The following is a 23,653-nucleotide window of genomic DNA, read 5'->3' as shown; positions in this document are numbered from 1 at the left end:
CATCATGCGTATCGCATTTCTGGCCGCACCCGAGGGTGTGGAGCAGGTGGAACTGACCGAGCCGTGGCAGGCCGCCGCGGACGCCGGTCACGAGCCGGTTCTGGTGTCCACGCAGCCGGGCCGGATCCAGGCGTTCAACCACCTCGACAAGGCGGACACGTTCCCGGTGCAGGAGGTCGTCGCCGAGACGTCGGCGGACTCCTTCGACGCACTGGTGCTGCCGGGCGGGGTGGCCAACCCGGACTTCCTGCGCATGGACGAGAGGGCGGTGTCGTTCGTGCGGGACTTCTTCGAACGGCGCCGGCCGGTCGCCGCGATCTGCCACGCCCCCTGGACTCTCGTGGAGGCGGACGTCGTACGGGGCCGGGTGCTCACGAGTTGGCCCAGCCTGCGCACCGACATCCGCAACGCGGGCGGCACCTGGGTCGACGAGCAGGTGCAGGTGTGCGACCACGGACCGAACAAGCTGGTCACCAGTCGCAAGCCGGACGATCTGCCGGCGTTCTGCGAGAAGTACCTGGAGGTGTTCCAGGCGGAAATGATGGCGGCCTGACACGCACAGGTCACCCGCGGAATGAATCCGCACAGACCGCACAGTTCACAACGCCGGGGCTCGCGTACGCGCGGGCCCCGGCCGTCTGCGGCGGGCCCGGGGCGTCCGAGGCGTACGGGCCGACGGCTCAGGTCCCCGGCGTGGTGGGTGTGGTGGTGTCCGCGGGGCAGCGCTCGCGGGCTCCCTCACGGGTGCGGCCCGCGGCCACCGGGCGGCGCGGGTTGCGCCGCAGATACTCGCCCTCCAGCTGCGCCATCCGCTCGTTGTGCGTCCGCAGTGCGTCGTTGGAGCCGTACAGCAGCGTGTCATGGCGCGTGCGGTGGATCGTCTCCAGCTCCTTCATGAGCTGCGCGTCGTCCAGGCGCTCCGGCTCGACTCCGGTCATCGTGGTGCCCCGCTCGTCGTGTGCGTTCATACGGCCCGGGTACCCGCCCGGCGGCACAAGCACTACCCCGAAGCGCACCCGGGAGGGAGCCATGGAACTCGCATTCCTGCATCCACTCTACGAACGTCCCGGCCCCTGGGCCTCCGTCTACGTCGACACCTCCCGGCACACCGAGTTCACCCCCCAGGAGCGGCAGCTGACGGCTCGGGCGATGGCGAGGGAGCTCGCCGACCAGGGCGCGGACGAGGCCACCTGCCAGGCGGTGCACCAGGCGATCGAGGAACTGCGGCACTCACCGGAACCGCACGGCCGCGCCCTGTTCGCCCGGGACGGCGAGGTGGTGCTGGATCCGGCGCTGACCCGGTCCCCGGGGGGCCACTGGGCACAGTGGGAGCGGCTGCCGCGGGTCGCGCCGCTGGTGGAGCTGGCGGGTGAGGACCCGGTGTGCATCGTCGCCTACATCGACCGCAGGGGCGCCGACTTCGAGCTGCGCAGCGCGCTCGGCCGGGACTACGCCGGCGGCGTCACCGGGCGCCAGTGGCCGCTGCACCGGACCGGCTCCGCCGACTGGTCGGAGCGCCATTTCCAGCTGAAGGTGGAGAACACCTGGGAGCGCAACGCCGCGGAGGTCGCCGACGCGCTCGCCGTCTGCCAGGAGGAGACCGGGGCGGACCTGCTCATCCTCGTCGGTGACGAGCGGGAGCGGCGGTCGGTGCACGAGCGGCTGCCGAAGCGGCTGCAGGGCATGGCGGTCGAGACCCCGCGCGGCCCGGGCAGCAGGCTGCTGGACGAGGAGGTGGAGCGGATCCGCGAGCAGCACGTCCGCGACCGTGCCGCCGAGGAGCTGGAGCGGTTCCTGGCCGCCCGGGTCCCCGACGACGCGGGCCGGCCGGCTGCCGTGGAGGGCGTTCCGGCACTGGTCGAGGCCGCGCGCGAGCACCGGATCGACGAGTTGCTGATCCGGACGGACGGACCCGACACGCACCGGGAGGTGTTCATCGGCGAGGATCCGGATTACGTGGCGGTGCAGCCCACGGATCTCCAGGTGCTGGGTGAGCAGAACGCGTGGCCGGCGCGGGCGGATGACGCGTTGCTCCGCTCGGCGGTCGAGACGGGCGCGGTGGCGGTGGCGGTCGACGAGGTGGCGGCGGAGGACGCGCCCGCTGGGGGGCTGGGGGCGTTGCTCCGCTGGAAGTGACGCGAGCCGCACCACCGCCCCGTGATGCTTCCTGCGGTCAGCGGGTGCGTTGCACCCGGCGTTCGTCCCAGACCGGGGCCGGGGTTTCTCTGACGTGGCCGTCGGCGGCGAAGACGAGGTAGCGGTCGAAGGAGCGGGCGAACCAGCGGTCGTGGGTGACGGCGAGCACCGTGCCCTCGAATGCCTCGAGCCCCTCCTGCAGCGCCTCCGCCGACTCCAGGTCGAGGTTGTCCGTGGGCTCGTCGAGCAGCAGGGCCGTGACGCCCTGGAGCTCCAGCAGCAGGATCTGGAAGCGACCGCCGGAGAGCCGGTCGAAGGTCTGCTCGGCCTGGCCGGTGAGCTCGTAGCGGCGCAGCCGGGACATCGCGGCGCCCCGGTCCTGGGCGTGCTCCTTCCACAGAACGTCCAGGAGGGTGCGCCCCTCCAGCTCGGGGTGGGCGTGCGTCTGGGCGAAGTGTCCGGGGACGACGCGGGCGCCGAGGCGCCAGCGGCCGGTGTGCGCCACCTCCTCCCCGGCGAGCAGACGCAGGAAGTGCGACTTGCCCGATCCGTTGGAGCCGAGCACGGCGATCCGCTCGCCGTAGAAGACCTCCAGATCGAACGGCTTCATCAGGCCGGTGAGTTCCAGCCCCTCGCAGGTGACCGCGCGGACTCCCGTGCGGCCGCCCTTGAGGCGCATGGTGATGTTCTGCTCGCGGGGCGGCTCCGGCGGGGGTCCCGCCTCCTCGAACTTGCGCAGCCGGGTCTGGGCGGCCCGGTAGCGGGAGGCCATGTCGGCGCTGTTCTCCGCGGCCTGACGCAGGGTCAGGACAAGCTTTTTGAGCTGGGCGTGTTTCTCGTCCCAGCGGCGGCGCAACTCCTCGAAGCGGGCGAAGCGTTCACGGCGCGCCTCGTGGTAGGTGGCGAAGCCACCGCCGTGCACCCAGGCGTCGGCGCCGGCGGGGCCCGGTTCGAGGGAGACGATGCGCCCGGCGGCGCGGGCGAGGAGTTCGCGGTCGTGGGACACGAACAGGACGGTCTTGCGGGTCTCCTCGAGCCGTTCCTCCAGCCAGCGCTTGCCGGGGACGTCGAGATAGTTGTCGGGCTCGTCGAGGAGAAGGACCTGGTCCGTGCCGCGCAGCAGCGCCTCGAGGACCAGGCGTTTCTGCTCGCCTCCGGAGAGGGTGCGGACCTGGCGCCACTGCGCCTTCTCGTACGGGATGCCCAGCGCGGCCGTGGTGCACATGTCCCACAGCGTCTCCGCCTCGTAGCCGCGTGCCTCGGCCCAGTCGGCGAGGGCCTGCGCGTAACGCAGTTGGGCGGCCTCGTCGTCGACCGTCATGATGGCGTGCTCGGCCCGGTCGACGGCCTGAGCGGCGTCCCGGATTCGGGTTTCCGGAGATCACCTGCGTCCATGATCTGATACCCGGGTCTCAGTATGCGGCCTTCGGGCGTACCGTGAGTGCCCTCCTACGAGAGCGGAAGGAGTGGGTTCGGCATGCCGGAAGCGCGGGAGACCGCCGTCTATACCCACGGTCACCCCGAGTCGGTGCTGAGGTCGCACACCTGGCGGACCGCCGAGAACTCCGCGGCGTACCTCCTCGGGGTCCTCGAGCCCCATATGCGGATCCTGGACATCGGATGCGGGCCCGGCACGATCACGGCCGACCTCGCGGCGCTCGTCCCCGACGGCCACGTCACCGGCCTCGACCGGGAGCCGGGGATCCTGGACCAGGCCCGCGCGACGGCCGGCGAACGGGGACTGAGGAACACCGACTTCACGACGGGGGACGTGCACGCCCTGGACTTCCCGGACGACTCGTTCTGCGTGGTCCACGCCCACCAGGTGCTCCAGCACGTGGGCGATCCGGTCCGGGCCCTGCGCGAGATGCGGCGGGTGACCAGACCGGGCGGCTACGTCGCCGTACGCGACGCGGACTACGCGGCGATGACCTGGTATCCGACGTCGGCGGGCCTGGACCGCTGGCTGGACCTGTACCGGCGGGTGGCCCGGGCCAACGGGGGCGAGCCGGACGCCGGGCGGCGGCTGAAGTCCTGGGCGCTCGCCGCGGGATTCACCGACATCACGGCGACCTCCGGCACCTGGACCTTCTCGACCGCCGGTGAGCGGGTCTGGTGGAGCGGCCTGTGGGCGGACCGCACCGTGGACTCGGCCTATGCGGAGCGTGCCGTCGGGGCGGGCCACGCCACCGGGGAGGAATTGCGGGAGGTGGCCGCGGCGTGGCGGGACTGGGGCGCGCGGGAGGACGGGTGGTTCACCGTGCTGCACGGAGAAATTCTCTGCCGCAAGGAAGTCTGAATCGAGTTTTCCGGGCAATCAGAATGTCAGGAGGTTGACATTATGGTTCCCATTCTGCTCGTTCTGCTGCTGGCGCTGATCCTTTTCGGTGCCGGGTTTGCGGTAAAGGTTCTCTGGTGGATTGCCCTGGCGGTCCTCATCGTGTGGCTGCTGGGATTCTTCATGCGCAGCACCACGGCAGGCGGTGGCAGGGGCCGCTGGTACCGGTGGTGAGGTGACGGGACTTCCCCGGGACTCGGTCCCGGGGAAGTCCCGTCCATTCAGTTCCGTGCATTCAGTCCCGTGCATTCAGTCCCCGTGCATTCAGTCTCGGGGAAGCAGCGGTCCGAGCGGCCCGAGGTCCAGATTCAGGTCCTCGGGCCGCAGTCCGTAGCGGTCCCGCAGTTCCGCCATCCGGTCCTCCAGCAGCATGAGGGTGAGCCCGACCCGCTCCTCCTGCTCCTCGCTCAGAACCCCCTCGTCGAACCGGCGCAGCGCTTGGCGCTCCATGAGCTGGCGCAGCAGTTCCACGACGGTGAGCACCAGTTTGATCAGATCGCGTTCGACCGTGTCGGGGTCCAGGTCCAGCCGATTGCGCCGGCTGCCGTGCGGCTCGAGGCGCCGGCCGTCGTCGGGGGCGGCCGTCACAGCGACCCCTCGAAGGGGGAGGGAACCTGGGCGTTGACCGAGCTGATGAGCGCGTTGAGGTCGATTCGCACCAGGTCGACGTCCGCGATGCGCAGCGTGATGTCGCCGGTGATGACCACACCGCCGGCCAGGAGCCGGTCCAGCAAATCCACCAATGCTATTTCGCGCCGTTCGACGACGGTCACGTTCCCTCCTCCTCGGTCGTTTCCTCACCGGCGAACGAATAGGCCGCCCAGGGGCCGGTGAGTTCGACGCGTATTCCGGGAACTCCGCCTTTGGCCCGTTCCACCCGCTCCACGAATTCCTCGGATTTCACGCGCGGAACAAGATAGGCGGCATTGAGCACATTGCGCCCGGATGCGCCGGAGAGCGTGGGATTCTGCGGTACGTGCAGCCGCGCGTCCTCGGCGCTCTCGGAAAGGGTCTCGTGCAGCCGGGTGGCGAAGGTCTCGGCACGCTGCCACAGGTCGTCCTGCGACTTCGTCTGCGTGCGCCGCTGCCGCAGGTAGTCCCGGCCGGACGCCGGCTTCGGCGCGGGCGCCGCGGAGGCCTCTGGCTCCCGCTCCGCCTCGACGTACACCTTGACGCCCCATTCGACCCGGCCCTCCAGTCGGTCCAGGGTGCGCAGGAAGCTCTCCTCCCGCTCCTGCACCATCGTCCGTACGCCGCTGTCGTCGCGGAACACGGTGCCGAGGCGCAGCGGCAGCGGGGTGGTGACGGTGGTGAGCGCGTCGATCACGCCCTGGTGGGCGCGGGCGACCCCGGTCAGCCAGTCGAGGTCCTCCAGATGCCGGCGCAGCGGCTCCTCTGCGAAGTCCGCCTCGGGCACATGGCTCACGACCGCCACGAGGCCGTGGTGGGTCAGCAGCCGGGGCGGGTCGCCGCCGACTCCGGTCAGCTGGGCCTGGAGCGGCGTGCCGAAGGGCCGGCAGACCGCGTAGACGTACCGCAGTCCCGTCACGTGCTCTCCTCCTGTGCGCGGCGGGGCTCCAGCTCTTCCAGCCGGGCCAGCCGCTCGCGCAGTTCCGCGTTCTCCCTTGCCAGTTCGTCACGACGGGCGCCCGAGGACAGCGCCGGGTCGGACTCCCACCAGTCGATCCCCATCTCCTTCGCCTTGTCGACGGAGGCGACGACCAAACGCAGCTTGATGGTGAGCAGCTCGATGTCGAGCAGGTTGATGCGGATGTCGCCCGCGATCACGATGCCCTTGTCCAGCACCCTTTCCAGGATGTCGGCGAGATTGGCGCTGCTGCCTTGGCCGTACGGCTCGGGGAGTCGGCTAGGCGTGGTCATCGGCGGCTCCGGCTCTCGGCACGCTCGTCCTCGGCGGCGGGCTCACCGGCCTCGTCCTCGTCTTCGTACTCCTCCTCGGGATACTCGTCCTCCTCGTATTCGTCGGCGGGTTCCTCTTCCTCGCCTTCCTCTTCTTCGTCGTACTCGTCGGCGGGTTCTTCGTCCTCGTCGTACTCGTCTTCCTCGTCGTTCTCGTCGTACTCGTCGAACGGGCCTTCGTCCTCACCGGGCTCCCTGGACTCCCCGCGCTCCCCGCGCTCCTCGCGCTCCTCGCGCTCCCTGGACTCCGCTTCCTCCTCCTCGGCCACCGCGTCCTCGTGGCTGCGGACCACCTCGGCGTCGCGGATCTCGCCCCGCCAGCTGTCCTCGGCCTCGCCCTTGAGGGTGACGTAGCGGACGAAGTTCTTCAGGTCCAGACGGGTGCGGCGGCCCTGGGCGCGCCAGATGTTCGCGGTCTTCTCGAAGAAGCCCGACGGGTAGTACTCGATGAGCAGCACGATCCGGGTGAGGTTGTCGTCGAGACGGTGGAAGGAGACGACGCCCTTCATCGTGCCCTTGGCGGCCTCCGAGGACCAGGCGATGCGGTCGTCGGGGATCTGCTCGTTGGTCGTCGCCTTCCAGCTGCGGCTGGACCACCAGATCTTCCCCTGCCAGTCCGACGTGATGTCGTCGCTCTTCTCGGCGCTCTTGACGCCCTTGGCGAAGGTGCTGAAGTCCTGGTACTGCGTCCACTGGTCGTAGGCCGTGCGCAGCGGGACCGGGACGTCGACGTACTCCAGGATGACGGTGGGCTTGTTGCCGACGGAGCGCTTGCTCTTGTCCTTCTCCTTGTCCTTGCCGCCGCCGCCCAGGCCCTTCACAGCGCCCATCACATTGTCCTTGGCGCGTGAGGCGCCCAGTTCGACGGCGCTGCGCACCGGGCCCTTGCCCTCGGCCAGTTTGCGGCCGCCCTCGGCGGCGAGCTTGGCGAAGCCCGGGCTTTTGCCGTCGGCGATGTCGTTGAGCTTGTTCGTGGTCTCGCCGAGCTTCTGGCCGAGGCCGCTCAGCAGTCGGGTGGCCTGTGCCGCGAGGTAGTCCTGCACTTCGGCCTTGAGCCGGTCGGCGGCCTCGCTGTGGGCCAGATCGGTGAGGGGGTTCTTCGCTGCCCCCTCCGCTTGCTCACGCGCGGCGGAGGTGGCCTTTCCGAGGGTCTCGGTCATCGCTCACCGCCTCCCTTCGACGTCCGGGTGGGGCCGCCCCGGGACACGGCCGCGGTCTTCCTGGCGGCCGTCTTCTTCGCGGGGGGCGTCCGCTTCGCGGCGGCCTTCTTTGCCGGAGCGGCCCTTTTCGCCGGTGCCTTCGTCGGCGGTGCCTTCTTCGCCGTCCGCTCCGGGGCCCGCTCCTCTGCGCGCTCCCCTCCGCGCTTCTCCTGTTCCGGACCGGCCTCGCCGTCCGGCTCGCGCTCCCGCTCCTCGGGTTCTTCGCCGGCCTCCTCCTCCGGCTCCTCGCTCTCCTGCGCGCCGCCGCCTACCTGCTCGCGCATCGCGGCGGTACGGCCGTGCAGCCGGTCGGCGAGCGAGCCGATCTGCCGCTCCACCAGGGCGCCGGACGCGGCCTTGCCGACTCCGCGCAGATCGCCGCGCAGCTGGTCGCCGAGCTCCTTGAACTGCGGGTTGTTCTGCAGTTGCCGGCTGACCAGTTCGGCGACCACGCGGGGGCTGACGTTGAGCTTCTTGCCCGCCACCAGGCCACCGACGACCGCCGCCGTTTTCAGCTTCTTGGTCCGTCCGAGGAGATATCCGACCCCGATCGCGAGGCCCAGTCCCATTCGGTTCATTGTGCCGTCCCGTCCCCTGTACCCGCGCCTGTGCGCGTTGCGGTCTCCAACCTGTCCAGTAGGTCGTCCTCCTGCCGGTCGAACTCCTCCTCGGTGATCTGTCCGGCCTCCAACTGTTCCTCGAGGCGGGCCAGTTCCGCCCGGATGGTGGCGGGGTCGTAGTAGATGCGCTCCGCCTCCTGGAGCACCTGCCGGATGACCCACCCGCTGCCGCGCGCCGGGGCGAGCGGCAGCAGGAACACCTCCGAGATCAGGCCCATGTCGTCACCTCGCTTCGGTGTTTGTCCCACCGGCCGCGGTGCCCGCCGGCTCGGCCGGGCCGGGCTCGACGAAGCTGTAGGGGGGCAGGGGGCCGTTCAGCCGCACTTCGAGGTGGGGCAGTTCCTCGCGGGCCTGCTCCACCGCGGCCAGGAACTCCTGCGCCGCCTCCCGCTTGACCAGATAGGACACATTGGCGAGCCAGCCCGTGGACTCCGGGCCCACGCTCACCGCGTCCGCGGCCGGTTCCAGGACGCGCTCCAGTGCGATCGCGTCCTCGGCCTCCTTGGCCTTGACGGCCGACGCGACCATCTCGCCGAGCTGGATCTTCTGTTCGTAGCTTCCGCCGCCCGACTGCCGGTTGGCCTCCGCGAGGGCGCGGATCTCCGGGTTGCCGGCCATCACGTGGTGCAGCACCGCTTCCTCGACGTGGTTGGCCTTGACGTTGTACTCGACCCGGTCGTCCAGGGCCTGCAGCCGTTCCCGGTAGTGCTCGGCGCGCTCAGTGAGGACGGCGGTGACGGCGTCGTCGTCCGGGGCGACGCTGCCGAACCGCATGGGCAGCACACAGCCGGCCGCGCCGGCCTCGCTGAGCACGTTCTGGTGGGCGAGCAGTTCCCTGCGCTTCGGACGCAGCCCCTCGGGGGCGTCGCTGACCAGGGCCGCCAGTTCACCCTCCCGCAGGACGCGCACCGGCCGCGGCGGGTCGCCCACGCCTCCCATGCCCTCGGGCAGGCCGGGGTGCGAGGTCGCCGTGATGCCGTAGATGTAGGTGCTCACTCCTGCTCCTCCTTGCGGCGCGCCGAGGTGGTCCTACGGGCTCGCGGACGGGATTCGGTCTCACGGTCGGAACCGCCCTCACGCGCCTGCTTAAAGGCGTCGGAGACGGTCTCGGCGGCGCCGGACAGCGCCCCCTTGGACTTGCCGCGGGCGCCGGACTCGGTGACCTCGCCGACGATCTCGGGCAGGCCCGGGCTCTTGCGGGGCCCGGCCTCGAGGTCGAGGCGGTTGCAGGCCTCGGCGAAGCGCAGGTAGGTGTCGACGCTGGCGACGACGACACGCACATCGATCTTGAGGATCTCGATGCCGACCAGGGACACGCGCACAAACGCGTCGATGACGAGCCCCCTGTCCAGGACAAGCTCAAGTACGTCGTAGAGGCCGCTGCTGCCGCCTCCGCCGCCGGTCTGCTGTGCCGGTACGACTGTCATTCCGCCCGTTCCTCCTTGGTGTCGGTGGGTGTGGATCGCACGCTCTTGCCGGTGGGTGCGGGTCCGGCGGGGCGGCCTAGCGGCCGCCGGGCCTGTGCGGGTCGGCACGTCCGCGTTCGTAGCGGCCCACGCGCCGGTACCCGGTCAGCTGGCCGTCGGGGTCCAGCTCGACGCGGTAACTCGCCATCAGGCTCATCGTGTCGGGCACCCGCTCGAGTTCGAGGACCTCGACCTCCAGGGACCAGCCGTCGTCCGTCCGCTCGAAGGACGAGACGGACTCGGCTTCCATCCCGGTGAGCTCCGCGAGCTGACCGCGCGCCTCGCGCAGCAGCTCCATCGGGCTCGGCCGGCGAGTGGTTCTGTTGTTCTCCGTGGGCTTGTTGGTTTCCTCGGAGTCACGGGTCTTCCGGGACTCCTGTGCGTCGTGTGAGCCCTGTGGCTCTTCGGTGTTCTTCGTGTTCGACATGGCCACCTCCCCCTCCGTGTGGCCGCAAGTCTGTTCGCCAAACATCCCTACCCTCAGCGGGTGCCGCTCCGCCGTGCCGCGTTCAGCCGCGCAGCACCGCCAGCCGGCGGCGCGCGGGGCCCAGGGCCCGTCCCCGGCGCAGCAGGCCGGCCCACGGGTCGGTGCGGGCGTGCTCCACGGCGTCGGCGACCGTCCAGCGGCGGGCGTTCAGGTCAGGGTCGTCCAGTTCGTCCCAGGAGACGGGCGTGGCGACGGGGGCGCCGGGCAGGGGGCGGACGGTGTAGGGGGCGATCGCGGTCTGCGCGTAGGCGTTGCGCTGCACGTCGATGTAGAGCCGGTCGCCGCGGTCCTTCTTGCGGGCGGCGGTGGTGAGCCGGTCGGGGTGGGCGTCGGCGAGGGTGTCGGCGACCTCGCGAGCGAAGGCCCGTACGTCGTCGAAGTCGCTCTGGCCGTTCAGCGGCACGAGCACATGCAGGCCCCGGGAGCCGGTGGTCATCAGCGCCGAGGGCAGGTTCAGCTCGTCCAGCAGTTCCCCCATCAGCCGGGCTGCCTCCCGGACCGCCCCGAAGTCGTCGCCCGGCGGGTCGAGGTCGAAGACCAGCCGGTCCGGCTGTGTGATGCGGTCCATGCGGGACAGCCAGCAGTGCAGGGTGATGCACGCCTGGTCGACGAGGAAGAGAAGCGTGGCGGTGTCGTCGCACACGGTGTGCGTGACGGTGCCGCCCTCCTTGGGGACCTTGGCGCGGGTGATCCAGTCGGGATAGCTGTCCGGGGTGTTCTTCTGTATGAACGCCGGGCCGTCGATGCCGTCCGGGCGCCGTTCCAACATCAGCGGGCGACCCCGCAGGTGCGGCAGCATGAACGGCGCGATGGCGCGGTGGTACTCGACGAGGTCGTTCTTGGTGTACTCCGCGGTGTCGCGGCCGCCGGGGAAGAGCACCTTGCCCGGCCGGTGGATCTCCACGGTGCGACGGCCGGCCCGGACGGTGCGCGACCCGTCGTCGCTCACGACACGACCGCCTCCCCCACCAGCAGCCGCCCGGCCGCACTGATCGACTCGGCGTCGATGCCGGAGGCGTGCAGCTGCTCGGCCGGGGAGGCCGAACCCGGCATGTTCCGTACGGCCAGCCGCACCAGGCGGGGCATCGGGCGTCCGTCGGTGAAGGCCTCCGCGACCGCGTCGCCGAGTCCGCCCTCCGGGTGGTGGTCCTCCACGGTCATCAGGCAGCCGGTCTCCTCGGCGGCCGTGCGCAGGGTCACGCGGTCCACGGGCTTCACCGAGTACAGGTCGATCACCCGCACGGCGATGCCCTCCGCCGCCAGCGAGTCCGCGGCGGCCAGGGCCTCGAACACGGTGACGCCCGCGGCGACGAGGGTGAGCCGGTCACCGCCGGAGGAGCGCAGCACCTTGCTGCCGCCGACCGGGAACTCCTCGTCGGGGCCGTAGATCACCGGGCTCTCGCCGCGCGAGGTGCGCAGATAGCGGATGCCGTCGAGGCCGGCCATCGCGGCGACCAGCCGGGCGGTCTGGTTGGCGTCGCACGGGTACAGCACGGTCGAGCCGTGCACCGCGCGCGTCATCGCCAGGTCCTCCAGGCCCATCTGGCTGGGGCCGTCCTGGCCGATGGCGACGCCCGCGTGCGAGCCGACGAGGTTGATGGCGGAGCCGCTGATCGACGCCATGCGGATGAAGTCGTGGGCGCGGGTGAGGAAGGCGGCGAAGGTGGCGGCGTACGGAGTCCAGCCACGCGCCGCCACGCCCACCGCCGCCGCGACCATCTGCTGTTCGGCGATGTAGCACTCGATGTAGCGCTCGGGGTGCTCCTTGGCGAAGAACTCGGCGCGCGTGGAGTCGCCGACCTCTCCGTCGAGGGCGACGACGTCGCCGTGGGCGGTGCCGAGGGCGGCCAGCGCCTTGCCGAAGGCGTTGCGGGTGGCCACCTCGTCGCCCTTGTCCCAGCGGGGCAGGACGAGCTCTGCGCGGTGCCGGGAGGGCCGGGCTCCGTCGGGTGACGGCTGCCGCACGTTCAGGCGCAGGTCGCGCGGGCCGCCGAGCTCGGCAATGGCCTCCTCGGCCTTCGGCAGCGGCTTGCCGTGCAGGCCCTCGCGGTCCTGGACCGATGCGACGCCCTTGCCCTTGAGGGTGCGGGCGAGGACCGCGGTGGGCTGGCCCCGGGTGGACAGTGCCTCGCCGTAGGCGCGGTCGATGGCGTCCACGTCGTGCCCGTCGACCTCGACCGTGTGCCAGCCGAAGGCCTGGAAGCGGCGTGCGTAGGCGTCGAGGTCGTGCCCGTGCCGGGTGGGGCCGCGCTGGCCGAGCCGGTTGACGTCCACGATGAGCGTGAGGTTGTCCAGACTCTCGTACGAGGCGTGCTCGGCCGCCTCCCACACCGAGCCCTCGGCGAGCTCGCTGTCGCCGCTCAGCACCCACACCCGGTAGTCGATGTGATCCAGCCGCTTCCCGGCCAGCGCCATGCCGACGCCCACGGGGAGGCCCTGGCCGAGCGAGCCGGTGGCCGTCTCGACCCAGGGCAGCTGCCGGGGGGTGGGGTGCCCTTCGAGGCGGCTGCCGGCATGGCGGAAGGTGAGCAGTTCCTTGTCGTCGATGGCGCCGGCCGCCTTGTAGGTGGCGTACAGCAGGGGCGAGGCGTGGCCCTTGGAGAGGATGAAGCGGTCGTTGGCCGGATCGTCGGGGCGCCCGAAGTCGTACGTGAAGTGGCGGGCGAAGAGGACGGCCACCAGGTCCGCTGCGGACATCGACGACGTGGGGTGCCCGGAGCCCGCGGCGGCCGCGGCACGCACGCTGTCCACGCGCAGCTGCTGCCCCAGCTCGACGAGTTCACCGGTGTTCATGAGTCTCCTTCGGGGGAGGGGTCGGTGCGCCTGACGGGTCCGGGCGCGACATCCGGACCGGGCGGCGGCTGGTCGGGCGGGGGCGCGACGGCGGGCTCGCTCTTGGCGGGCTCACCACCGGGCTGGCTCCTGGCGGGTTGCCCGCTCGGCTGGTTCCTGGCGGGCTCACCGCCCGGCTGATTCTTGGCGGGCTCACCACCGGGCTGGTTCCTGGCCGGCTCACCACCGGGCTGGTTCCTGGCGGGCTGACCGCCCGGCTGGTTCCTGGCGGGCTCACCACCGGGCTGGTTCCTGCCCGGCTCACCACCCGCCTGTTTCGTGCCGGGCTCGCCGCCCGGCCCGCCCGGCATCCGTGGCAGTTCCGGGGACGCCGTGTCCAGCGGCACCGCCCAGGACCGTACGAGGCCCAGCTGGACGGCCTGACGCGGCAGTACGGCGTCGAGCAGCCAGTCGGCGGCCACCCGGACCCGGTTGCCCGGCATCGCGGCGAGGTGGTAGCCGCGGGTGACCACTCCCGCTGCCACCCCGGAGAGGTGCACGCCGAGCGGATTGGCGGCGGCCTTGGCGCCCCCGAGGTCCACCACGAACCCCATGTCCTTGTGCCGGTAGGCACGCCGCTCACCGTCGCCGAACGACGCGGCGATGTTGTGCCCGCACACCTTGCCCTGGCGCCAGGCGTGCTGCGCGGTCATCGGGGTGTACGACCCCGGCTTCTCCAGATCGGGCACCGCCGCCGCGTCACCGCAGGCGAAGACCTCCGGGCGGCCCGGCACCTGGAGGTGCGGGTCCACGAGCAGCCGGCCGCGCTCCATGGACAGCCCCAGCGACTCGGTGAGCGGATCGGGGCGCACGCCCACGCACCACACCAGTGTCCTGGTGGGGACGAACTCCCCGTCGGTCAGCAGCACTCCGTCGTGCGTCGCCTCCTTCACGGACGTGCGCATCCGCACGTCCACGCCCCGCTCGCGCAGAACCGTGTCGGCGGTGCGGGAGAGCCGCTCGTCCAGCTCGGGCAGCACCCGGTCGGCGATGTCCAGCAGCATCCAGCGCGGCCGCATCCCGGTCCGCATCGGATGCTTGGCGACCTGCGCGTCGGTGAACAGCTGCCCGTGCGCGGCGACTTCGGTGCCGGTGTAGCCGGCGCCGACCACGACGAAGGTGCAGCGGGAGGAACAGGTCCTGGGGTTGCCGGTGGCGGTGGCGATCTCCACCTGGCGTGTCACGTGGTCGCGCAGGTACAGGGCCTCGGGCAGACCGCGGAAGCCGTGGGCGTGCTCGGCGACACCGGGGATCGGCAGCAGCTTGTTGACGCTGCCGGCCGCGACCACCAGCCGGTCGTAGGAGAGGGTGCCGCTCTCGCCCTCGGGCCCGGTGTAGTGCACCTGCCGCGCGTCGAGGTCGATGCGGTCGGACTCCCCCAGCACCAGCCGCACGTGCGGCAGCGTGCCGGCGAGGGAGATCGTGACCCGGCGCGGCTCCAGAATGCCGGCGGCGACCTGCGGCAGCAGCGGAAGGTACAGGAAGTAGTCGGTCGGGTTGAGCAGGACGATCTCGGCGCGGCCACGGGCCAGCCGGGAGAGGGTCTGGGCCGTGCGGTATCCGGCGAAGCCGGCACCGACGATCACTATGCGGGGTCGACTCACGGTTCGCCTCCGGCGCTGTCGCGTACGTCGGGAGACTTCCGCGTCCCCCCGGCCGGGGCCGCCAAACGTCCGGCCGGTTTCCGCCGGTGCCCCCGGGTACCCGGGCCGGGACCGAACCGCCCATCTCGCGGAGGCACCGCCCATGCCCGAGTACGGCTATTTCCTCTCGTGCGAGCAGTACGGTCCCGCCGAGCTGATCGAGCAGGCGCGGATGGCCGAGCAGGCCGGGTTCGAGGCGCTGTGGATCTCGGACCACTACCACCCGTGGAACGACGAGCAGGGGCAGAGTCCCTTCGTATGGTCGGTGATCGGCGCACTGTCCGAGGCGGTGTCCCTGCCGGTGGGTACGGCGGTGACCTGCCCCACCGTGCGGACGCACCCGGCGGTGGTGGCGCATGCGGCGGCCACGAGCGCGGTGATGTGCCCGGGGGAGTTCCGGCTGGGCGTGGGCACCGGGGAAGCGCTGAACGAGCACATCCTCGGGGACCGCTGGCCGCCCGCCCATGTGCGCCTGGAGATGCTGGAGGAGGCCGTACAGGTGATGCGCCGGCTGTTCACCGGCCGGCAGGTCAACCACCACGGCACGCACTACACGGTGGAGAACGCCCGGCTGTACACCGTCCCGGACCACCCCGTGCCGATCGACATCTCGGGCTTCGGCCCGGCGGCGACCAAGCTGGCGGCCCGGGTCGGCGACGGCTACATCACGACGATGCCGGAGGCCCCGATGGTGGATCAGTACCGCAAGGGCGGGGGCGGCGGGAAGCCGGTCAGCGGCGGCACCAAGGTCTGCTACGGCACCGACCGCGACGCGTGCGTGCGCACCGTGCACCGGCTCTGGGCGAACGAACTGCTGCCCGGCGAACTGGGCCAGGTGCTGCCCTCGCCGAAGCACTACGAACAGGCGCAGACCCTGGTCACCGAGGACATGGTGCGCGAGAACCGGGTGTGCGGCGACGACGTGGACGAGCATGTCGCCGAGCTCCGCCGGTTCGCGGACGCGGGCTTCGACCGGATCTACGTCAACCAGATCGGCCCCGATCTGCGCGGCTTCTTCGACTTCTACCGCACCAAGGTGCTGCCGCAGCTCCAGCAGGCCGGCTGACCGGGGAGGACGGGCCGACGATGAAACTGCACCGCCCCGGGGTCTCCGTCTACACCGTGCCGACCGACGCTCCCGAGGCGGACGGAACGCTGGCGTGGGAATCCACGACAGTCGTGATCGCGGAGGTGTCGGCGGGTGACGCCACCGGAACCGGCTGGACGTACGGTCCGCCGACGGTCGGCGACTTCCTGAGCGGGCATCTCGCACCGCTCGTGGAGGGCATGAGCGCGCTGGACATCCCGGCCGCGCACGACGCCATGTGCCGCTCGGTGCGCGACATCGGCAGGCCGGGCATCGCGGCCTGTGCGATCTCGGCGCTGGACATCGCGCTGTGGGACCTCAAGGCGCGGCTGCTGGAGCTTCCGCTGGTGCGGCTGCTGGGGGCGTGCCGGGAGCGGGTGCCGGTATACGGCAGCGGGGGTTTCACGACGTACCACGACACGCATCTGGCCGCGCAGCTGAACGGGTGGGTGCACGGGCAGCACATCCCGCGCGTGAAGATGAGGATCGGCGAGAGCTGGGGGCGGGCGGTGGCCCGCGATCTGCACCGGGTGCGCACCGCCCGGCATGTCATCGGGGACGATGCGGAACTCTATGTGGACGCCAACGGGGCGTACGCCCGCAAGCAGGCGGTGCGCGTCGGGCACACCCTCGCCGAGTACGGAGTGGGCTGGTTCGAGGAACCGGTGTCGGCTGATGACCTGACCGGGCTGCGGCTGGTCCGTGACGCGGTGGTGAGCGACGTGACCGCCGGGGGGTACGGGTTCGACCTGCCGTACTTCGCCCGCATGATCACCGCGGGGGCGGTGGACTGTTTCCAGGTGAACGCGACGCGCTGCGGCGGGCTCACCGGGTTCCTGCACGCGGCGGCGCTGGCGGAGGCGCACGGCCTGGAGGTCTCCGCCCAGTCTGCCCCCCACGTCCACGCGGCGGTGGCGGCCACGGTCCCGAATCTCCGCCACATCGAGTGGTTCCACGACCACGTCCGAATCGAGGACATGCTCTTCGACGGCGCCCTGGACCCCACCGGGGGCACGGTCGCCCCCGTGGCGGGCCTCGGTCATGGCCTGACGCCGCGCACGCAGGACGTCGCCGAGTACAGGGTGGGCTGAGCGCGGGGGCCGCGGACGAGGCGGGAGGACCTGCGGACGGCACCGGCGGGATCGGGGCGCCCCTTGCCCGGCCGGTGCGCCGGGCTGCCCAGGGACCATCCACGGGCGAGGCGGGAGGACCCGTCAGGCCCGGCCGGAGTCGTCCGGCCGGGGCGGTACGACACCCGCGGTGGGCGGCGCGGACGGCACCGGCGGAATCGGGGCGCCCCCTGCCCCCGCAGGTGCGCCAGCCTGCCCGGGAACCGGCCGCGGCCGAGGCGGAAGGGACCGGTCAGGCCCGGCCCGAGCCGTCCGGCCGGGGCGCTACGACACCCGCAGTGCGCGGCGCGGATGGTGCGACGGACTGCCCCGGGACCGGGCGCGGGGCGGCGGGAGGACCGGTCAGGCCCGGCCCGAGTCGTCCGGCCGCGGCGGTACGACACCCGCAGTGGGCGGCGCGGACGGTACCGGCGGGATCGGCCGCGGGCGACCGCCAGTCGGCGGGATCGGGGCGGCCCCTTGCCCCGCGGGTGCGACGGGCTGCCCGGGGACCGGCTGCGGGGCGGCGGGGCGGGCCGCGGCGCGCAGGGTGTGGGCCAGCGCGGCCAGGATCACGGCCGTGATCAGCGCGGCGGCCCAGCCCGGCAGGACCAGGGCCAGCGCGAGTCCCACGGCCAGCGCGACCGCCGCGCCCGCGTACAGGGCGACGGCGCCGGACGCGGCGTAGAAGGCTGCCTTGCGGCGCTGCCCCCGCGCCTGTTCGCGCAGTTCGTCGCGTACGGTCTCGCGGGCCACCTGCGCCAGCTCGTCGGCCAGGTGTTTGTCCAGATGTTCCAGGTGCTCCAAGCGCTGCATGGCGGCCGGGTACCCGTGGCCCGGGGGCGCCTAACGCCCCTCGGTACGGCAGGCGTTACGGCATGTGGAGATCGTCCGGGGGCGCACCCGCCGTCCCGGCCGCCCCAACTAGGCTCCTCCCATGGAGATTCTGGGTGCCACACTGCGCGTCTGCGTCGACGACATCGAGACCGCCATCCCCTTCTACGAGCGGCTGGCGGGCGGCAGAGCCCTCCGCTTCGAGCGGGCCGGCGTCCAGGTCGCCGCGGTGGGCTGCTTTCTGCTGATGAGCGGTCCCGCGGCGGAACTGGACGTGCTGCGCAGGGTCGCGGCGACCATCGCGGTGCAGGACGTCGACGAGGCCCGGGAGGTGCTCGCGGAGATGGGTGCCGACATCATCGCGGGCCCGGTCCCCACGCCGGTGGGCCGCAACCTCATCGCACGGCACCCGGACGGGGCGGTCTACGAGTACGCGGACCGCCGTGCCTGACGCCCGGTCAGCCGGTCACGGCGTGGGCCGCATCCGGAAGTCGTACCGCTCCGGGAGGGGTTCGTCGGTGAGGCCGCTCCACAGCCGCCCGATGGCCTCGTCCCCCTCGCGCAGGTCGGCGACCTCGAAGCCCGCGTCGAACACGGCGCGGGCCTCCTCGCGCCGGCCCTCGGCGAGCAGCAGCGCCGCCTCGGTCAGCCGGAAGCGTCCGCGGGCCCGGGTCTCCGGCTCCAGCCGCTGCCACACGGATCGCGCGTCCGCCGTGCGCCCCACCGCGAGCAGCGCCTCGATCGCCTCCCGGCCGAGCGCCGCGGTGACGGCGGTCCACTCGCCGTCCGCGTCGCCGGCCTCACGGCAACGGCACAGATCGTCGAAGGCTTGCGCGTAGCGGTCGGCGGCGCGCTCGGGATGGTGGGCCTCCTGGTCGGCGACGGCGAGGCAGCGCAGCGCCGGCCAGGCGGAGGACGCCCGCGTGAGCCCCCGCTCCCAACTTCGCTCCGCCTGTGCGCGGTCGCCGGCGTGCCACTGGGCGACGCCCAGGTGGTACTCGGTGAGCGGGGTCGCGGGCGCGGTCTCCAGCATGTCCCGCCAGTGCCGGGCGACCAGGCTGGCGCCGGGCGGCCGGCCGCCGTCCGGTTCGGGGAAGGAGCCGGCCCGCAGCAGATGCAGCCAGGGTGCCTGTTCCTCGCCCAGGGTGGTCTCGTCGAAGGGCGTGCCCGGCAGCTTCCAGCCGGCGCGCAGCACTTCCAGCGCTCCCCAGCCGGAACCGGTCGCGAGCCGCTCACCGGGGTCGGTGTCGGCGTACGCCCGCCAGGCCGCGTACGCGGCGTCGACGTCGGCGCGCGGGAGGTCCGCTTCGAGGCGGGACTCCGCCTCGTCCAGTACGCCGTGCCAGTCCCCCTCGGGCCGGGCGGTGAAGGGTCCGTACGCCTCCAGCCAGGACACCTCGCTCTCGGCCTCCAGCCGGACGTGTTCCAGCTGGGTGCGGGCGAGCCCCGCCTGGATCTCGCAGTAGCCGCCGGTGCCGGGCTCGGCGAGCCAGCGCTGCCAGCTCCGCCCGCCGGGGCCCCGGCCCCAGACGAACAGCTTGCGGCCCCGCAGCGCGTCGGTGGAGGTCTGCACGAGACCGTGCCCCTCGGCGTCCAGGGCGGCGATCCAGGGCCTGCGGTGGCCGGGGACCTCGTAGAAGTAGTCGGCGGCGTAGGTGCTGTTCGGCGGGTAGGTGCGGTCGATCCCGTCGTACTCCGGTACGGGTACCCGGCGCAGGCGCCGCTCGTAGCCGAAGTGCCAGGCCTCCTCGGCCGGTGCGAGGACGCGGCACACCTCGGGGACGGCGATGTTGGACCACCAGTACGTCGGTACCGGCGTGGCGTGCGGGTTGCGGATCCGGACGCCGACGTGGAGGAAGTCGGAGCCGTCCGGCAGCCACAGATCGACCTGGAAGGGCAGGTCGCGCAGCCGCTCCCACTCCCACAGGCGCAGCATCTCCCCGCCGCCGGGGGCGGGGACGCGGGCGGCGTGCACGGGGGAGCAGGACAGCGTGGTGTGGCCGGTGGCGCCGATGTTCCACTCGATGCCGCCGGAGAACCAGGCGCCGTTGAGGGCGAAGTTGGCGGGCTGGAACACCGGGTTGCGGTAGAGGAGTTCGCGGCCCGTCGGCTTGTGGAGGAGGGAGGCGATCCGGCCGCCGAGGCCGGGCAGCACGGTGGCGCGCAGCCGGTCGTTCTCGATCACGAGGGCGTCGAGGGAGCGGGGTGTGCGCCGGCGGTCGTAGCCGTCACGGACGGGGACGGGCAGCAGACTGTGCAGGGGGGCGTAGCCGATCTGCCGCGCCATGTCACGCGGCAGTTCCTCCTTGTCGCGGTCCTCGATGCGGTGCATCTCGTCGAGGGGCCGTAGTGCGGGCAGCGGGTTGTCGGGGCCCAGGTGTGCGGCCGGCAGCGTCAGTACCTCATGTCGGATCGTCGTCACGGTCTCCATGGAAGCCGCTGCGGGCCCGCCTGAACAGGTCAACGACCTGCCGTCATCTCCCTGGTGATCGCCCAGCGCTGGTGGTCGCGCCAGGCCCCGTCGATGAAGAGCAGCTTCGGGGAGAAGCCCTCCAGACGGAACCCGCAGGAGCGGGCGAGCGCGATGGAGGCGGCGTTGCCGGGCTGTACGTTGATCTCCAGGCGGTGCAGCCGCATCGGGCCGAAGGCGTGCCGCACCACGAGGTTCAGTCCCTCGCGCATCAGCCCGCGCCCCGCCGCGTGCGCGAAGGCGCCGTAGCCCAGCGCACCGCACAGGAAGCCGCCCTCGACGATGTTGTTGATGTTGATGAATCCGGCGAGGGCTCCGTCCGCCTCCTTCTCGCAGACCAGGAACCCCGCCTTGGTGGGGTCCTCGATCAGCCGCTCCGCGTAGGCGGCGTAGGCCGACGCGCTGTCCGGCGGGAACAGCCAGGGGTGGTGCAGGTCCTTGCTCTCCCGGGCACGGGCGGTGAACTCGGCGCCGTCCGCGTGGCTGAAGTGGCGCAGTCCCACGCGGGCGCCTTCGGCGAGATAGCGGGAAGCGGTGTGCGGCACCCTGCCACCCTACGACGGCCCGCCGGACCCGTGCGCGGCCTCGGCCTGCCCCGCACGGGTCCGGCGGCGGCTCACTCCAGGGCCGGTTCGTCCAGCGTCAGCGTGCCCGCGTCCGCGTCGAGTTCGGCGGCGACGCCGAAGGGGACGGTGAGCGCGTCGTCGCAGTGCCCGAACCCGAACTGCTCGGCCACCGGCACGCCGAGGCCGCCGAGGCGGTCGGCGAGCAGCGCCCGCACCCCGTCGTACGGCTCGCACTGCGCCCAGGACCCGAGCACCAGCCCGGCCACCCCGTCCAGCCAGCCGGCCCGCAGCAGCTGGGTGAGGTAGCGGTCGAGCCGGTAGGTCTCCTCCCCCACGTCCTCCAGGCACAGCAGTCCGCCGCGCGCGGACGGTCTGGCGTGCGGGGTGCCGAGGTCGGCCGCGAGCAGGGAGAGACAGCCCCCGAGGGTGACGCCGCGCGCCCGCCCGGGGGCCAGGGCCGTGCCGTCCGAGTGCAGGGTGCGGACCGTCTCGGGGGCGAAGAGGGTGGCCCGGAGGTGGTCCTGCGCCCGGGTGCTCTTCACGAAGTCGAGGCCCGCGGCCATGGGTCCGTGCAGGGTGACCAGTCCGAGCCGGACGGCGAACGCCTCGTGCAGCGCGGTGATGTCGCTGAAACCGACGAGCACCTTCGGCCCGGCCGCCCGCATCGCCTCCCAGTCGAGCGTGTCGACCATGCGCTGTACGCCGTAGCCGCCGCGGGCGCAGAGCACCGCGTCGACGGCCGGGTCGCACCACGCGGACTGCAGATCGGCGGCCCGGTCGGCGTCGCTCCCCGCGAGGTAGCCGAACTCGGCGTCCCGGTCGAGGACATGGGGTCCCACCACCGGGTCGAGGCCCCAGCCGCGCAGCACATCGAGCCCGGCCGACAGCCGGTCCTCGGGCACCGGGCCGCTGGGCGCGACGACGGCCACCCGGGCGCCGGGGGCGAGCCGGGGCGGCCGCCGCAGCGGTCCGACCCGGCTCACTTGCCGAGCTCCAGCGTCGGGATGCCGGGCGGTCGCATCCCGAACACCTGGGCGTACAGGGACATCTCCGCCTCCAGGGCGCGCACCATCGTCTCCGCCCGCCGGAAGCCGTGTCCCTCGCCCTCGAAGGTGAGATACGCGTGCGGCACGCCCCGGCCGGCCAACCGGGCCAGGAACCGCTCGCACTGCACGGGAGGGCAGATCACGTCGTCCAGGCCCTGGAGCATGAGGAAGGGCACGGAGAGCCGGTCGGCGTGTTCTACGGGCGAGCGCCGCACATAGAGCTCGGGGACCTCGGCCCGCGGTCCGATCAGGCTCTCCAGGTACTGGGACTCGAAGTCGTGGGTCTCCCCCGTTCCCCAGCCGGCGAGGTCGAGCACCGGGTAGATGATGGTGCCGCAGGCGTAGACGTCGGTGGTGGTGAGCGAGGCGGCGGTGGTCCAGCCGCCGGCGCTGCCGCCCCGGACGGCGAGCCGGTCGCGGTCGGCGGTGCCCTCGTCGGCGAGGGCCAGCGCGACGGCGGCGCAGTCCTCGACGTCGACCACGCCCCACTGTCCGCGCAGCCGGTTGCGGTACGCGCGCCCGTATCCGGTCGAGCCGCCGTAGTTGACCTCGGCGACGCCGATGCCGCGCGAGGTGAAGTAGGCGATCTCCAGGTCGAGCACGAGCGGGGCGCGGCCGGTGGGGCCGCCGTGTGCCCAGATCACATACGGGGGACGTTCGTCCGCGGGCCCCGTGCAGCCGGGATGGTGCGGCGGGTAGACCTGGGCGTGGATCTCCCGTCCGTCGGGTCCGGTGAACGTGCGGACCTGCGGTTCGGGGTAGTAGGCGGGGTCCACGGCGTCCCGGTGCGGGGAACCGATCACCCGGGCCCGGCCCGTCCTGGTGTCCAGTTCCACCACCTCATGGCCGCTGCGCGGGCCGGCCCCGATGGCGACGACCCGCTCGCCGTTGGCCGCCACGGAGGGCGTGAACTCGGTCCAGGGGCCCGCGGCGTCGACGACCTCACCGCTCTCCGGGTCGAGTATGCCCAGCCTGGGGGCGCCCCGGCCGTGCAGGACGGCGATCAGCCCGCCCTCCAGCGGGGCGAACCAGCGGTGCCCCAGCTTCCACAGCGGGCCGCCGAACTCCTCCTCGCGCGGGCAGAGCGCCTCCCCGTCCCGGTAGAGGTTCCACCAGCCGGTGCGGTCGCCGGCGTGCAGCAGCCGTCCGTCGTGGGTCCAGTCGACCTGGGCGATGGACTCCTCGGGTCCGCCGGCCACCGTGCGGGCGTCGCGCAGGGTGCCGTCTTCGGCGACGTCGGCGAGGATCAGTTCGGTGCCGTCCCACGGCATACGCGGATGGTCCCAGCCGAGCCAGGCCGCGCGCCGCCCGTCGGGCGAGAGCCGCGGCCCGGTGACGAACCGATGCCGTCCGTCGCTCAGTTCCCGCACGGCGTCCCGGTCGTCGGCGGCGGAGCCGTCCAGCGGGACGGCGGCCAGGACGCGGCGTACGTCGCTGGGACCGTCGCCGGTGAACTCCTCCAGGACGCACCACACCTCGCCGCGCTCCGGCAGCAGCACCGGATCGGCCCAGCGGAGCCCCTCCCCGACCGGCGACACGGGGGTGAGCGGGCGGTGCTCGCCTCCCGGGTCGTAGCGGTAGAGGCGCTGGTCGGCGAAGTTCACGAACACCAGCAGCGGGCCGCCTTCGCGCACGGCGCCGGCCCAGGGGCGGCCGCCGTACTCGATGACCCGGGTCCGCACGTTCCACGGCGCCTCCAGGACCGACTCCTCGGTGCCGTCGTCGTGCCGGCGCACCAGGGTGCGCCGGCCGGCCTCGGTGGGCCGGGGCTCGGTCCACCACACCTCGTCGCCGACGAAGTCCGCGAACTCGGGACTGCCGTCGTGGGCCGCGGCGGTGGCCGCGTCGATGGGCGAGGGCCACTCGCCGTATGCCAAGGTCTGCACTGTCTCCCCCACTC

At 72.5% G+C, this 23,653-nt stretch carries 26 protein-coding genes and 1 pseudogene; 7 read left to right on the top strand and 20 right to left on the bottom strand.

The genetic code is table 11. The annotated features are described in order from the left end of the window. Nucleotides 1-4 precede the first annotated feature (4 nt). A complete protein-coding gene (locus tag AB0L56_RS10105; RefSeq protein ID WP_365421088.1) occupies nt 5-553 on the top strand; it encodes a type 1 glutamine amidotransferase domain-containing protein in 549 nt (182 codons plus the stop codon). A 127-nt stretch (nt 554-680) separates the two neighbouring features. Here the strand turns inward: AB0L56_RS10105 and AB0L56_RS10100 are convergent, their stop codons facing one another. Beyond that, nucleotides 681-968, bottom strand: a complete 288-nt coding sequence (locus AB0L56_RS10100; protein WP_361034720.1) for a DUF6158 family protein — start codon at nt 966-968, stop codon at nt 681-683. 61 nt (nt 969-1,029) lie between these two features. Between AB0L56_RS10100 and AB0L56_RS10095 the strand changes: the two genes are divergently transcribed. After that, entirely contained in the window at nt 1,030-2,136 is a 1,107-nt protein-coding gene (locus tag AB0L56_RS10095) for a Vms1/Ankzf1 family peptidyl-tRNA hydrolase (protein ID WP_361034717.1), read from the top strand. A gap of 37 nt (nt 2,137-2,173) precedes the next feature. Here the strand turns inward: AB0L56_RS10095 and AB0L56_RS10090 are convergent. Further along, a pseudogene (locus AB0L56_RS10090) lies at nt 2,174-3,505 on the bottom strand (ATP-binding cassette domain-containing protein); the annotation flags it as partial. 108 nt (nt 3,506-3,613) lie between these two features. On the opposite strand from AB0L56_RS10090, the gene AB0L56_RS10085 reads away from it, so the two are divergent. Continuing rightward, nucleotides 3,614-4,435 carry a methyltransferase domain-containing protein gene (locus AB0L56_RS10085; RefSeq protein WP_365421083.1) on the top strand — a complete coding sequence of 274 codons (822 nt, stop codon included), beginning with the start codon at nt 3,614-3,616 and terminating at the stop codon, nt 4,433-4,435. 42 nt (nt 4,436-4,477) lie between these two features. Next, nucleotides 4,478-4,648: a hydrophobic protein gene (locus AB0L56_RS10080; protein ID WP_142192056.1), complete on the top strand. Its 171-nt coding sequence runs from the start codon at nt 4,478-4,480 to the stop codon at nt 4,646-4,648. A gap of 90 nt (nt 4,649-4,738) precedes the next feature. Here AB0L56_RS10080 and AB0L56_RS10075 read toward each other — a convergent pair whose 3' ends face one another. The 13 genes from AB0L56_RS10075 to AB0L56_RS10015 all read right to left on the bottom strand — a co-directional run bounded on the left by AB0L56_RS10075 (nt 4,739) and on the right by AB0L56_RS10015 (nt 14,602). Next, nucleotides 4,739-5,062, bottom strand: a complete 324-nt coding sequence (locus AB0L56_RS10075; RefSeq protein WP_365421080.1) for a gas vesicle protein K — start codon at nt 5,060-5,062, stop codon at nt 4,739-4,741. Beyond that, nucleotides 5,059-5,247, bottom strand: coding sequence for a gas vesicle protein (locus tag AB0L56_RS10070; protein ID WP_149550895.1), 189 nt, complete (start codon nt 5,245-5,247; stop codon nt 5,059-5,061). Before AB0L56_RS10070 ends, AB0L56_RS10075 begins: the two co-directional genes overlap by 4 nt. After that, a complete protein-coding gene (locus AB0L56_RS10065) occupies nt 5,244-6,023 on the bottom strand; it encodes a GvpL/GvpF family gas vesicle protein (RefSeq protein ID WP_365421075.1) in 780 nt (259 codons plus the stop codon). Before AB0L56_RS10065 ends, AB0L56_RS10070 begins: the two co-directional genes overlap by 4 nt. Beyond that, nucleotides 6,020-6,355, bottom strand: a complete 336-nt coding sequence (locus tag AB0L56_RS10060; protein WP_361034700.1) for a gas vesicle protein — start codon at nt 6,353-6,355, stop codon at nt 6,020-6,022. Before AB0L56_RS10060 ends, AB0L56_RS10065 begins: the two co-directional genes overlap by 4 nt. After that, nucleotides 6,352-7,554, bottom strand: coding sequence for an SRPBCC family protein (locus AB0L56_RS10055; RefSeq protein ID WP_365421072.1), 1,203 nt, complete (start codon nt 7,552-7,554; stop codon nt 6,352-6,354). The genes AB0L56_RS10060 and AB0L56_RS10055 overlap by 4 nt, the downstream gene beginning before the upstream one ends. Continuing rightward, nucleotides 7,551-8,171: a DNA primase gene (locus tag AB0L56_RS10050; protein WP_365421069.1), complete on the bottom strand. Its 621-nt coding sequence runs from the start codon at nt 8,169-8,171 to the stop codon at nt 7,551-7,553. Before AB0L56_RS10050 ends, AB0L56_RS10055 begins: the two co-directional genes overlap by 4 nt. After that, the gene (locus tag AB0L56_RS10045) at nt 8,168-8,431 is read right to left on the bottom strand and encodes a gas vesicle protein GvpG (RefSeq protein WP_361034691.1); all 264 of its coding nucleotides are present in this window, start codon (nt 8,429-8,431) and stop codon (nt 8,168-8,170) included. The genes AB0L56_RS10050 and AB0L56_RS10045 overlap by 4 nt, the downstream gene beginning before the upstream one ends. A 4-nt stretch (nt 8,432-8,435) precedes the next feature. Then, nucleotides 8,436-9,209, bottom strand: coding sequence for a GvpL/GvpF family gas vesicle protein (locus AB0L56_RS10040; protein WP_361034688.1), 774 nt, complete (start codon nt 9,207-9,209; stop codon nt 8,436-8,438). Further along, nucleotides 9,206-9,640: a gas vesicle structural protein GvpA gene (locus AB0L56_RS10035; RefSeq protein WP_365421066.1), complete on the bottom strand. Its 435-nt coding sequence runs from the start codon at nt 9,638-9,640 to the stop codon at nt 9,206-9,208. Before AB0L56_RS10035 ends, AB0L56_RS10040 begins: the two co-directional genes overlap by 4 nt. Nucleotides 9,641-9,716: 76 nt before the next feature. Continuing rightward, nucleotides 9,717-10,106 (bottom strand): gas vesicle protein, encoded by a 390-nt coding sequence (locus tag AB0L56_RS10030; RefSeq protein WP_361034682.1) that lies wholly within the window; start codon nt 10,104-10,106, stop codon nt 9,717-9,719. 82 nt (nt 10,107-10,188) lie between these two features. After that, entirely contained in the window at nt 10,189-11,115 is a 927-nt protein-coding gene (gene ligD, locus AB0L56_RS10025; RefSeq protein WP_361034679.1) for a non-homologous end-joining DNA ligase, read from the bottom strand. After that, nucleotides 11,112-12,959 (bottom strand): transketolase, encoded by a 1,848-nt coding sequence (locus AB0L56_RS10020; protein ID WP_365421062.1) that lies wholly within the window; start codon nt 12,957-12,959, stop codon nt 11,112-11,114. The genes ligD and AB0L56_RS10020 overlap by 4 nt, the downstream gene beginning before the upstream one ends. Beyond that, nucleotides 12,956-14,602 (bottom strand): FAD-dependent oxidoreductase, encoded by a 1,647-nt coding sequence (locus AB0L56_RS10015; RefSeq protein WP_365421059.1) that lies wholly within the window; start codon nt 14,600-14,602, stop codon nt 12,956-12,958. Before AB0L56_RS10015 ends, AB0L56_RS10020 begins: the two co-directional genes overlap by 4 nt. A gap of 142 nt (nt 14,603-14,744) precedes the next feature. On the opposite strand from AB0L56_RS10015, the gene AB0L56_RS10010 reads away from it, so the two are divergent. Together AB0L56_RS10010 and AB0L56_RS10005 are read left to right on the top strand one after the other, a co-directional pair. Further along, a complete protein-coding gene (locus tag AB0L56_RS10010) occupies nt 14,745-15,707 on the top strand; it encodes a TIGR03557 family F420-dependent LLM class oxidoreductase (RefSeq protein ID WP_365421056.1) in 963 nt (320 codons plus the stop codon). Nucleotides 15,708-15,727: 20 nt separating this feature from the next. Beyond that, nucleotides 15,728-16,819, top strand: a complete 1,092-nt coding sequence (locus tag AB0L56_RS10005) for an enolase C-terminal domain-like protein (RefSeq protein ID WP_365421053.1) — start codon at nt 15,728-15,730, stop codon at nt 16,817-16,819. A 381-nt stretch (nt 16,820-17,200) separates the two neighbouring features. Here the strand turns inward: AB0L56_RS10005 and AB0L56_RS10000 are convergent, their stop codons facing one another. Beyond that, a complete protein-coding gene (locus AB0L56_RS10000) occupies nt 17,201-17,653 on the bottom strand; it encodes a phage holin family protein (RefSeq protein WP_365421050.1) in 453 nt (150 codons plus the stop codon). A gap of 121 nt (nt 17,654-17,774) precedes the next feature. On the opposite strand from AB0L56_RS10000, the gene AB0L56_RS09995 reads away from it, so the two are divergent. Next, a complete protein-coding gene (locus AB0L56_RS09995; protein ID WP_365421048.1) occupies nt 17,775-18,122 on the top strand; it encodes a VOC family protein in 348 nt (115 codons plus the stop codon). A 15-nt stretch (nt 18,123-18,137) separates the two neighbouring features. On the opposite strand, the gene AB0L56_RS09990 is transcribed toward AB0L56_RS09995, so the two are convergent. The 4 genes from AB0L56_RS09990 to AB0L56_RS09975 form a co-directional block, all read right to left on the bottom strand. Next, nucleotides 18,138-20,102, bottom strand: coding sequence for a DUF5107 domain-containing protein (locus AB0L56_RS09990; RefSeq protein ID WP_365421045.1), 1,965 nt, complete (start codon nt 20,100-20,102; stop codon nt 18,138-18,140). A gap of 29 nt (nt 20,103-20,131) precedes the next feature. Continuing rightward, nucleotides 20,132-20,686, bottom strand: a complete 555-nt coding sequence (locus tag AB0L56_RS09985; RefSeq protein ID WP_365421042.1) for a GNAT family protein — start codon at nt 20,684-20,686, stop codon at nt 20,132-20,134. A gap of 71 nt (nt 20,687-20,757) precedes the next feature. Next, nucleotides 20,758-21,690 (bottom strand): LD-carboxypeptidase, encoded by a 933-nt coding sequence (locus tag AB0L56_RS09980; RefSeq protein ID WP_365421039.1) that lies wholly within the window; start codon nt 21,688-21,690, stop codon nt 20,758-20,760. Beyond that, the gene (locus AB0L56_RS09975; protein WP_365421036.1) at nt 21,687-23,651 is read right to left on the bottom strand and encodes a prolyl oligopeptidase family serine peptidase; all 1,965 of its coding nucleotides are present in this window, start codon (nt 23,649-23,651) and stop codon (nt 21,687-21,689) included. Before AB0L56_RS09975 ends, AB0L56_RS09980 begins: the two co-directional genes overlap by 4 nt. Nucleotides 23,652-23,653 lie beyond the last annotated feature (2 nt).

This window comes from Streptomyces sp. NPDC052079 (assembly GCF_040680275.1).
Classification (GTDB): Bacteria; Actinomycetota; Actinomycetes; order Streptomycetales; family Streptomycetaceae; genus Streptomyces.
The sequence above is the reverse complement of the archived record's forward strand: the minus strand, read 5'-3'. Positions and strand labels throughout refer to the sequence as shown.